Below are 10871 nucleotides of genomic sequence, written 5' to 3'. Positions count from 1 at the left end.
GATCTGCTCAACAACGGCTATTTTAAAGGATAGAGGATAATCGCGTTGGGTGCGTTTGAACTCAGTCATCATCACGTTCTCCGGGTTTGAGTCAGGAACGTGTCAACGCTATTCAGGACGGGTCAAATCCAATAAAAAAGGCAGCAAACGCTGCCTTTTTTATTATGCACAGAAAAATTAATTTCTGCGTAGCATGCGAAATACGGCCAGAACCACAATGGCACCGATAACCGCAACGATAAAGCTGCGGAAATCAAAACCGGTAATATCCCCGCCAAAACCGAACATCGTTGCGAGCCAGCCGCCAACTACCGCACCAACGATCCCCAACAGGCAGGTCAGGATAAACCCGCCGCCGTCGCGTCCCGGCATGATAAATTTAGCGATAATTCCGGCAATCAACCCGAAAACAATCCACGCGAGAATGCCCATTTTTACTCTCTCCTTTTGCTCGTAACAATAACGTGCGCACGCCACAACGGCCATGCGTGAGGTAAAGTATAGTCGGCTATAGCAAAAGCATTTATTGTCACGGACTTAATTCAGACTGAGAGAAAATTCTGCGCCATTTGTATTAAGTTCTTTGCGGCATTGCCGATAAACCACAGATGGTGTGTCATTCATCAAGGAGCCATTCGGCGTGAGTCATTACAGTGAGCAGTTCCTGAAGCAAAATCCGCTGGCCGTGCTGGGCGTACTGCGCGATTTACAAACCAACCAGGTCCCCGTTTGCATCACCTGGGGCAGCGGTCAGTTCATCAGCAAAATACTGGACGCAGACACCGATACGCTGGTGCTGGATTTTGGTAGTCAGGAATATGAGAACAACGCAGTCCAGCGTGCCGGGAAAGTCACCGTCACGGCCGAAACACAAGGTGCGAAGGTGGAGTTTACACTGGCGCAACTGATCACGGGCGAGTTTCAGGATTTGCCGGCTTTTATATCTCCTCTGCCACAAACGCTGTGGTTTATCCAGCGTCGGGAGTTCTTTCGTATTATCGCGCCGCTGCACCCGGCCTATTTTTGCAAAGCGCAAATGCCGGATAAGCGCCTGCTGCGTTTTCGCTTATGCGATCTGTCGCTTGGCGGTATGGGGGCGCTGCTGGAAGGTGAGCTGCCGGAAGGGTTACAGACAGGTATGCGGTTTTCTCAAATCGAACTGGATATGGCCTCGTGGGGGCAATTCTATTTTGATGCGCAGCTTATCGCTATCGGCGAGCGAAAAGTGGTGGACGGCAAAAATGATACCGTTACCACGCCGCGCCTGAGCTTTCGCTTTCTTAACGTAAGCCCGGGCGTCGAGCGTGAGCTCCAGCGCATTATCTTTGCCCTGGAGCGTGAGGCGCGCGAACGCGCCAGCCGGGTGCGCTAATTACATCGTATCCATCGCTTTTTGCACTTTCCAGATATAGCGCGGCGCTTGTGGCGCAGGGTGATTCTTTGCGACATGTTTTAAGAACGCGTCAGCGCTTAAATCATTAATCTCTTCAATGGCGTCGCTTCTGTCGGACGAAAAAGTACGCAGCAGCGCGCCCGCGCCATTTACATACGCGACCACCAGCGCATACTGCATCACCTGCGGGTCGCGAATACCCGCCAGTTGCCCGTGCTCCAGAATGCTCAGATAGGCCGCGCCCATTGAGATATTGCGCTCGGGGTTCTTCAGCTCGCTGGTCGATGGTTGCCCGCTCCAGCCCATGTGACGGTACACCTCGCGCCCGGCGGTGGAGGCTTTTATCTGCATCAGCCCTACCGCGTTCGATTTGCTGACAAGCGTTGGGTTTCCGCCCGATTCAACCGCAATCATCGCAATCAATAAACGCGGGCTGACGCCCCACGCCGCGCCCGCCTTTTCGGCTATCGGCATCCACTGCATGGCGCGTTTCACCGGTACATCAGGGTTCCAGTCCGGCTTACGGTAATCCTGCTTTGAGCTACACCCGGCCAACAATACGACTAAAAAAGCAAACCATCTCAATTTCACGCCAGTAATCCTTCTTCGGGGCGTCATCACTGTGGATGACTTTGACACAAGTTAGCGGCATGATAACGGTTTATCTTCAGATGTCAGCAAGGAATTGCCATGTCCACCATCCACTTGATTGCTCCTTCCGGTTACTGCATTAATCAACAGGCTGCGGCACTCGGTGTTGCGCGTCTTGAACAACAGGGGCATCGCATCGAAAACCAACAGGTGATCGCCCGGCGTTGTCAGCGTTTTGCCGGAACCGACGAGCAACGGCTGGCGGATATCAATGCGCTCACCCGGCTGCATGGGCAGGATACGATTGTGTTAGCGGTACGCGGAGGGTATGGCGCAAGCCGCCTGCTGCCCGACATTGACTGGCAGGGGCTGGCTGCTCGTCAGCAACAGCAGCCGCTGCTTATCTGCGGGCATAGCGATTTCACCGCCATCCAACTTGGGCTGCTGGCGACCGGCAAGGTGGTAACATTTAGCGGGCCGATGCTGGCCGGGAACTTCGGTGCCAGCGAACTTGATGCGTTTACCGTCGAGCACTTCTGGCGCGCATTGCATAATGAGACGTTTAGCATACAGTGGCAAGGCGAAGGCCCGCGCTGCCATGTGGCGGGCACGCTCTGGGGCGGAAATCTGGCCATGCTCAATTCGCTTATCGGCACGCCGTGGCTGCCTGTCGTGCCCGGCGGAATACTGGTGGTGGAAGATATTAACGAGCCGGTTTATCGTGTGGAGCGCATGCTGCTGCAACTGGCGCAGGCAGGCGTTCTTTCTCAGCAAAGCGCGCTGATCCTCGGCAGTTTTTCCCAGGCGCAGCCCAATGAGTACGACGCAGGCTACAATTTACAAACGATGGCGCACTATTTGCGCGCGCAGCTGAATATTCCGGTTATCACCGGGCTGGCATTCGGCCATGAGCCGCAAACCGTGACATTACCTTTAGGCGCACAGGCGATTTTGCAGCAAACCGATAGCACGCAGTTGACGCTTTCGGGCCATCCGACAATTTCATCGTAAAAAAAGTGCGTAATGCCCTTATTAAAACGCTGTTTCTGCCGTTATTATAAGAATGATTAATATCCCCCTGTTGTCTGCGGCAGCAGGGTCTTCAGGTAATAACGGGGAAAAGGAGAAGCATAACATTGGACGCTGAGGCGATAATCAGTTTGTTTATTTTGGGTTCAGTTCTTGTAACCTGTAGCATTTTATTGAGTTCTTTCTCTTCCCGTCTTGGTATCCCTATCCTGGTTATCTTCCTTGCAATCGGTATGCTTGCCGGTATCGATGGCATTGGCGGCATTCCGTTTGATAACTACCCGCTCGCCTGGATGGTCAGTAACCTCGCGTTGGCGATCATTCTGCTCGATGGCGGGATGCGTACCCGCGCCAGTTCGTTTCGTGTGGCGCTCGGCCCCGCGTTGTCGCTGGCGACTATCGGCGTGCTGGTCACCTCCGGTCTGACCGGTATGATGGCAGCGTGGCTGTTTAAGCTCGATATTATTGAAGGGCTGCTTATCGGCGCCATTGTCGGCTCGACCGACGCGGCGGCGGTGTTTTCGCTGCTCGGAGGAAAAGGGCTTAACGAGCGCGTGGGGTCAACGCTGGAGATAGAGTCCGGCAGTAATGACCCGATGGCGGTCTTTCTGACCATTACGCTTATCGAGATGATTCAGCAGCATAATGCCGGACTCGATATGATGTTTGTGGTGCATATCATTCAGCAGTTCGGTCTTGGCATCCTGCTTGGCTGCGGCGGGGGTTATCTGTTGCAGCAAACCATCAACCGCATCGCCCTGCCGGCCGGGCTTTACCCTTTGCTGGCGCTCAGCGGCGGGATTCTGGTCTTTGCCGTCACCACCGCGCTGGAGGGCAGCGGTATCCTCGCGGTCTATTTATGTGGTTTCGTGCTCGGCAACCGCCCGCTGCGGGATCGCTATACCATCATGCAGAATTTCGATGGTCTGGCCTGGCTGGCGCAAATCGCTATGTTCCTTGTGCTCGGCCTGCTGGTCACGCCTTCCGATTTGTGGCCGATTGCAATCGCTGCGCTGATCCTCTCTGCGTGGATGATTTTTGTTGCCCGCCCGCTCTCGGTGTTTGCCAGCCTGCTGCCGTTTCGCGGGTTTAATTTGCGCGAGCGTGTGTTTATCAGTTGGGTGGGGCTGCGCGGCGCGGTACCGATTATCCTTGCCACGTTCCCGATGATGGCCGGGCTTGAGAATGCCCGCCTGTTCTTTAATGTGGCGTTCTTCGTGGTGCTTATCTCGCTGCTCTTCCAGGGCACCTCGCTGACCTGGGCGGCGAAAAAAGCCAAAGTGGTGGTGCCGCCGGTGGGCTGGCCGGTTTCCCGCGTCGGGCTGGATATCCACCCGGAGAACCCCTGGGAGCAGTTTGTTTACCAGCTCAGCGCTGATAAATGGTGCGTGGGCGCCGCGCTGCGTGACCTGCATATGCCAGCGGAAACGCGTATCGCCGCCCTCTTTCGCGACAATGCGCTGTTGCACCCGACCGGCAGCACACGCCTTAAAGAAGGCGATGTGCTATGCGTGATTGGCCGCGAGCGCGACCTCCCGGCGCTGGGTAAGCTCTTTAGCCAGTCGCCGCCGGTTTCTCTCGATCAGCGCTTTTTTGGCGACTTTATCCTTGAAGCCAGCGCCCGCTTTGCCGATGTGGCGCTGATTTATGGTCTGGAAGAGGGCCAGGAGTATCGTGACAGTCAGCAAACGCTGGGGGATATCGTGCAGCAACTGCTTGGCGCTACCCCGGTGGTGGGCGATCAGGTTGAGTTTGCCGGAATGATCTGGACGGTTGCGGAAAAGGCCGACAATGCGGTGATGAAGGTGGGTGTTCGCGTTGCAGAGGATGAGGCGGAATAACCGCCTCAGGGTTATTACACTGTCACTACCGGCACGCGAGGGGCGAGCGCGCACATCAGTTCGTAGCCTACCGTCCCTGCGGCGGCGGCTACTTCATCAATTTTTACCGCATTGCCCCACAGCTCAACCGGCGAGCCAATACCGGCCTGTGGGCAGGGTGTCAAATCGATGGTGAGCATATCCATTGATACCGCGCCGACGATACCGGTGCGTACGCCCTCAACCATGACCGGCGTGCCGGATGGCACAATGCGCGGGTAGCCGTCCGCGTAACCGCAGGCCACCACCCCGATACGGCACTCGGCGCTGGCGCGATAACGGCAGCCATAACCGACCGCCTCCCCCGCTTTCAGCGTCTGTACGGCGATGATTTCACTGCTGAGCGTCATCACCGGGTGGATACCGCTGGTGGCCACATCCTGCCAGACGCCGGAGGGCGATGCGCCATAAAGCACGATGCCTGGCCGTACCCAGTCAAAATGGGTCTGCGGGTGCCAGAGCGTGGCGGCGGAGTTTGCCAGCGAGCGCGGGGCGTCCAGCCCTTCGGCAGCCTGCTCAATACGCGCCATCGGTTGGCTCACGCCGTCCATGCGTTCTGCTTCGGCAAAGTGCGACATCAGGGTGATTTCCCCGACGTTTGCCAGAGAGCGCAACTGTTGCCAGGCGGTATAAACGCGCTCAGGCATAAAGCCCAGGCGATTCATGCCGCTGTTCACTTTCAGGTAGATATCCAGCGGCGCCTGCAGGCGGGCATTTTGCAGCGCGTTAATCTGCCAGTTGCTGTGCAGGCTGGTGGTCAGGCGATATTTGTCATACAGCGGGAGTTCGTCAGCATGGAAAAAACCCTCCAGCATCAGAATCGGCCCTTTCCATCCCCGCTCGCGCAGTAAAATCGCCTCTTCCAGATTGAGCATGGCAAAACCGTCAGTGGTACCCAGCGCACGCCACACGCGATCCAGCCCATGTCCGTAGGCATTGGCTTTTACCACCGACCAGACCTTTGATTTTGGTGCGGCACGGCGCACCACTTGCAGGTTGTGCCCGAGCGCCTGAAGGTCGATCGTGGCAATAACCGGACGAGACATCGTTGTTCCTTATTCTTATCAGCTATGCGCGCCGTGAAGGTGCTGAGCACGCGACGGCGTAAAACCTGGCATATAACGGGCAACGCCCAGATCATCAGACGGTATAGCCGGAGTATTTCCGGAAAGTAAGTCGCTCAACAGTTGCCCGGAACCGCACGCCATCGTCCAGCCGAGCGTGCCGTGGCCGGTATTGAGCCACAGATTTTTGTACGGTGTGCGCCCCACAATCGGCGTGCCGTCTGGCGTCATTGGGCGCAAACCGGTCCAGAAAGTGGCTTGCTCCACATGACCACCGCGCGGGAACAGATCGCGCACCACCATCTCCAGCGTCTCGCGGCGAGGCTTGAGCAACTCGGTGTTATAACCCACGATTTCCGCCATACCGCCCACGCGGATACGGTTATCGAAACGGGTTATGGCAATTTTGTATGTTTCATCAAGAATGGTCGAGACCGGCGCGCCACGTTCTTCGGCCACCGGAATGGTCAGGGAGTAGCCTTTTAACGGATAGACCGGGATATCAACGATGTCTTTTAGCAAACCCGTCGAGTAAGAGCCAAACGCCACCACATAGGCATCCGCTTTGACAATCTCGTCGCCACATTTGACGCCGTAAATACGCTCACCTTCATACAGCAGGCGATCCACGGGGGTGTTATAGCGAAAGACGACGCCCGCCTGTTCGGCCATTTTCGCCAGTTGTTGCGTGAATAGCTGGCAGTCTCCGGTTTCGTCATTGGGCAGACGCAACCCGCCGGTCAACTTGCCAGCAACATCAGCGAGCGCCGGTTCCACTTTCGCCAGGCGCGAAGATTCAAGCAGCTGATAAGGAACACCGGCATCCTGTAGAACGGCGATATCACGCGTCGCGTTTTCATACTGTTCAGCGGTGCGGAACAGTTGCAGCGTGCCGCCCTGTCGCCCTTCATACTGGATACCCGTGTTTTCACGCAGTAATTTCAGGCAATCGCGGCTGTATTCGGCCAGTCGCACCATGCGCCCTTTGTTTTGCATATAGTGGCGGGTATCGCAGTTGCGCAGCATCTGCCACATCCATTTAAGCTGTGATGTGCTGCCATCCAGGCTGATTGCCAGCGGAGCATGCCGTTGAAACATCCATTTTATCGCTTTCAGCGGCACGCCGGGCGCGGCCCAGGGTGCGGCATAGCCAGGCGAAATCTGCCCGGCATTACCCGCGCTGGTCTCCTGCGCAGGCCCGGGTTGTCTGTCGATAACCGTGACATTATGGCCCGCCTGGCGCAAATACCAGGCGCTGGTGACGCCCACCACGCCGCTTCCTAATACAACGACTTGCATATCCCTCTCCCGTGACTAAAGCACAATCATCTAATTACAAATTGATAACCCAGATGAAAATATTATTCAACATACGGCTTTTTTATGGTGATGCAGGTCACACCACCTCCGTATAGCAAGGGCTGCGGATATTTAGCATCTCCTGCTGCACTAAATTTGGCCGCAGTATAAAACTCTGTGCACGCGTTTTTTATACGGCTGATATGATGCAAAATCGCAAAGATTTTTCTTATCCCTGCGCTACGGAATGAGTTGCGTGATCTATGCTTGAAGTGAGACGCTCCATCCAGAGAGGGTCGATAACAACGAGGGCGCGCTAATGGCTACGATTGACTCAATGAATAAGGATTTTATTCGTCTGAGCGATGGACCCGACTGGACTTTCGAGCTGCTGGATATTTATCTGGCGGAGATTGACCGGGTGGCGAAACTGTATCGGCTGGAGACCTATCCGCATCAGATAGAGGTCATCACCTCTGAACAGATGATGGATGCCTATTCCAGCGTTGGTATGCCTATCAACTACCCTCACTGGTCGTTTGGTAAAAAATTTATCGAAACCGAACGGCTCTATAAACACGGTCAGCAGGGGCTTGCCTATGAGATAGTCATCAACTCCAACCCCTGCATCGCCTATCTGATGGAAGAGAACACCATTACCATGCAGGCGCTGGTGATGGCGCATGCCTGCTACGGGCATAACTCGTTTTTCAGGAACAACTATCTGTTTCGCAGCTGGACCGATGCCAGCTCCATTGTCGATTACCTGATTTTCGCGCGTAAGTACATTACAGAGTGCGAAGAGCGCTACGGTGTGGACGAGGTGGAGAAGCTGCTCGACTCTTGCCATGCGTTGATGAATTACGGCGTGGATCGCTATAAACGCCCGCAGAAAATCTCCTTACAGGAGGAGAAAGCGCGGCAGAAAAGCCGTGAAGAGTATCTGCAAAGCCAGGTAAATATGCTGTGGCGCACGCTGCCAAAACGCGAAGAGGAAAAAATCATCGCCGAGGCGCGCCGTTACCCTGCTGAGCCGCAGGAGAACTTGCTCTACTTTATGGAAAAAAATGCACCGTTGCTGGAGTCCTGGCAGCGCGAGATCCTGCGCATTGTGCGTAAAGTGAGCCAGTATTTTTATCCGCAAAAACAGACTCAGGTGATGAACGAAGGCTGGGCCACCTTCTGGCACTACACCATTCTTAACCACCTGTATGATGAAGGGAAAGTCACCGATCGCTTTATGCTGGAGTTCCTGCACAGCCACACCAATGTGGTGTTCCAGCCGCCGTATAACAGCCCCTGGTATAACGGTATCAACCCATATGCGCTCGGTTTCGCCATGTTCCAGGATATTAAACGCATTTGCCAGTCGCCGACCGAAGAAGATCGTTACTGGTTCCCGGATATTGCCGGTTCTGACTGGCTGGAAACGCTGCATTTCGCTATGCGTGACTTTAAAGACGAGAGCTTTATCAGCCAGTTTTTGTCACCGAAAGTCATGCGCGACTTCCGCTTCTTTAGCGTGCTGGATGACGATCGCAACAATTATCTGGAAATTGATGCTATCCATAACGAAGAGGGATACCGGGAGATCCGCGCGAAACTGTCGGCGCAGTATAACCTCAGCAACCTGGAACCGAATATTCAGGTGTGGAATGTGGACCTGCGCGGCGACCGTTCGTTAACGCTGCGTTATATTCCGCACAACCGCGCACCGCTGGATAAAGGACGGCGTGAAGTGCTCAAACATGTGCATCGCCTGTGGGGGTTTGATGTGCTGCTCGAACAGCAGAACGAGGATGGAAGCGTGGAACTGCTTGACCGCTGCCCGCCGCGCTCTGGCGTTCTGTAACGGAATTCCCCTCAGGTCTTGCCTGAGGGGTTTTAACTTTGCTTATCGACTCTGTAATGCCAGGTCACCCGGCATCGTTTTTTGCATACGGTGCCAGATTTCACCGCTTTCGTGGCCGTAACGGCGAACCAGCTCATAAATCTGATCATGCTGGCCCTGCTCACACACTTCTGCCAGTTTGTGATAGAAGCCGAGCGCCAGGCTGCGCGCTTCCGGGCTTGAGAAATAGTGGCGGCCAATGCGCGTATACAGCCCTTTCATCCCGTTAAGGATAAGCCCATAGATAGGGTTACCCGAGGCAAAGGCCAGACCGCGGAAAATATTGTAATCCAGATCGGCAAACGCATCGGCGTGATCTTCCACCGCTTTTGCGCTGGCCAGCACCTGCAATGCCTGGTCCGGGTGCAGACGAAACGCGGTGCGGATAAAAATGATAGAGATATTGGTGCGCACCGACAACAGGTTGTCGATAAGCTGCGGAACGCTTTCGTGATCCAGACGCGCGAGCGTTTCGAGAATATTCAGCCCCGAGGTTTCCCAGAAGTTATTCACTTTGGTCGGTTTGCCATGCTGAATGGTCAACCAGCCGTCGCGGGCCAGACGCTGCAAAACTTCACGCAAGGTAGTTCGGGTGACGCCAATCAGTTCAGAGAGTTCGCGTTCTGCCGGAAGAATGGACCCCGGAGGGAAACGATTATTCCAGATACTTTCAATAATGTATTCTTCCGCGAAACCCGCCGGGCTTTGCGCCTTAATGACCATAGTGAGATTTCCATTACACAGCTAAGCAAAGATGACTCATCATACCAGACCCGTTGCACAGCAGATAGCGGGCCGCAAGAAGAAAAAAGGATCGACTCCCCATTTTGACTAATTTACGCGTCATGCTGCATTATTCAGGTGGTAACGTGCTTTTTCTCTGTCGATTATTTCAACAAAGCTCAGGTCGGTTTGACTTTCCGCATGATAAATATCCGATTACGCATTATTTTTTTATGCGCTAGTGGCCTGAATCATGATTTCGTTTACTATGTTTTGTCTACGCATCTCCCAGGGAAATGATTATGTTGCGATATTTAAACGAGTGCTCGCGTGGTCGCGGTGCCTGGCTGTTGATGGCGCTTACCGCATTTGCGCTTGAAATGGTTGCGCTGTGGTTCCAGCATGTGATGCTGCTAAAACCCTGCGTATTATGTATTTATGAACGTTGCGCACTGTTTGGCGTAATGGGCGCAGGCATTGTCGGTGCAATTGCGCCGAAAACGCCGCTGCGCTATGTCGCCCTGGTTATCTGGATCTACAGCGCCTTTCGCGGTGTTCAGCTTACCTGGGAGCATACGATGATCCAGTTGCATCCTTCGCCGTTTATGACCTGCGATTTTGCCGCCCGCTTTCCGGCGTGGCTACCGCTGGATAAGTGGTTGCCGCAGGTGTTTGTTGCGTCCGGTGATTGTGCCGTACGCCAGTGGGAGTTTCTGACGCTGGAAATGCCGCAATGGCTGCTGGGGATATTTGTGGCTTATCTTGTGGTGGCGCTGCTGGTTGTTATTGCTCAGCCGTTCAAACCGAGAAAGCGCGACCTGTTTGGCCGATAAAAAACGCGCCTTCGGGGTAAAGCCTTAATTAAGGAGCGGTTGAATGCTCCTGTGGCTCTGTAAGAATCCGGAAATGCTCACCCGTTTCCGGATTTTTTTATACCTTCCATTTGCAAGCCGCTGCTATTTTATTTGCGACAACATCGACACCAGACAAATTAAACTCAG

Annotated in this window: 10 protein-coding genes; 5 read left to right on the top strand and 5 right to left on the bottom strand. The window is 54.5% G+C overall.

Annotation, left to right across the window (positions count from 1 at the left end):
• Nucleotides 1–177: 177 nt before the first annotated feature.
• Nucleotides 178–432, bottom strand: a complete 255-nt coding sequence (locus ACTU3N_RS17425; protein WP_443087385.1) for a GlsB/YeaQ/YmgE family stress response membrane protein — start codon at nt 430–432, stop codon at nt 178–180.
• 208 nt (nt 433–640) lie between these two features.
• Between ACTU3N_RS17425 and ycgR the strand changes: the two genes are divergently transcribed.
• Nucleotides 641–1372 carry a flagellar brake protein YcgR gene (ycgR, locus tag ACTU3N_RS17420; protein ID WP_443087384.1) on the top strand — a complete coding sequence of 244 codons (732 nt, stop codon included), beginning with the start codon at nt 641–643 and terminating at the stop codon, nt 1370–1372.
• Here ycgR and emtA read toward each other — a convergent pair whose 3' ends face one another.
• Nucleotides 1373–1984, bottom strand: coding sequence for a membrane-bound lytic murein transglycosylase EmtA (gene emtA / locus ACTU3N_RS17415; protein WP_443087383.1), 612 nt, complete (start codon nt 1982–1984; stop codon nt 1373–1375).
• Nucleotides 1985–2083: 99 nt separating this feature from the next.
• Here emtA and ldcA point away from each other — a divergent pair, with 99 nt between their 5' ends.
• Both ldcA and ACTU3N_RS17405 read left to right on the top strand, forming a co-directional pair.
• On the top strand, nt 2084–2995 hold the full coding sequence (gene ldcA / locus ACTU3N_RS17410; protein ID WP_443087382.1) for a muramoyltetrapeptide carboxypeptidase: 912 nt from the start codon (nt 2084–2086) through the stop codon (nt 2993–2995).
• Between the two features lie 125 nt (nt 2996–3120).
• Nucleotides 3121–4854, top strand: a complete 1734-nt coding sequence (locus tag ACTU3N_RS17405; protein ID WP_443087381.1) for a potassium/proton antiporter — start codon at nt 3121–3123, stop codon at nt 4852–4854.
• A 14-nt stretch (nt 4855–4868) separates the two neighbouring features.
• On the opposite strand, the gene dadX is transcribed toward ACTU3N_RS17405, so the two are convergent.
• Together dadX and ACTU3N_RS17395 are read right to left on the bottom strand one after the other, a co-directional pair.
• Nucleotides 4869–5939 carry a catabolic alanine racemase DadX gene (gene dadX / locus ACTU3N_RS17400; protein WP_443087380.1) on the bottom strand — a complete coding sequence of 357 codons (1071 nt, stop codon included), beginning with the start codon at nt 5937–5939 and terminating at the stop codon, nt 4869–4871.
• An 18-nt stretch (nt 5940–5957) separates the two neighbouring features.
• Nucleotides 5958–7256, bottom strand: a complete 1299-nt coding sequence (locus tag ACTU3N_RS17395) for a D-amino acid dehydrogenase (protein WP_443087379.1) — start codon at nt 7254–7256, stop codon at nt 5958–5960.
• Nucleotides 7257–7575: 319 nt separating this feature from the next.
• Here ACTU3N_RS17395 and ACTU3N_RS17390 point away from each other — a divergent pair, with 319 nt between their 5' ends.
• The gene (locus ACTU3N_RS17390; RefSeq protein WP_443087378.1) at nt 7576–9108 is read left to right on the top strand and encodes a SpoVR family protein; all 1533 of its coding nucleotides are present in this window, start codon (nt 7576–7578) and stop codon (nt 9106–9108) included.
• Between the two features lie 42 nt (nt 9109–9150).
• Here ACTU3N_RS17390 and fadR read toward each other — a convergent pair whose 3' ends face one another.
• Entirely contained in the window at nt 9151–9870 is a 720-nt protein-coding gene (fadR, locus tag ACTU3N_RS17385; RefSeq protein WP_443087377.1) for a fatty acid metabolism transcriptional regulator FadR, read from the bottom strand.
• Nucleotides 9871–10172: 302 nt separating this feature from the next.
• On the opposite strand from fadR, the gene dsbB reads away from it, so the two are divergent.
• The gene (gene dsbB / locus ACTU3N_RS17380) at nt 10173–10703 is read left to right on the top strand and encodes a disulfide bond formation protein DsbB (RefSeq protein ID WP_443087376.1); all 531 of its coding nucleotides are present in this window, start codon (nt 10173–10175) and stop codon (nt 10701–10703) included.
• Nucleotides 10704–10871 lie beyond the last annotated feature (168 nt).

The organism is Vagococcus sp. WN89Y, from assembly GCF_052220145.1.
Classification (GTDB): Bacteria; Pseudomonadota; Gammaproteobacteria; order Enterobacterales; family Enterobacteriaceae; genus Kosakonia.
This window is presented reverse-complemented; position numbering and strand designations above follow the sequence as displayed.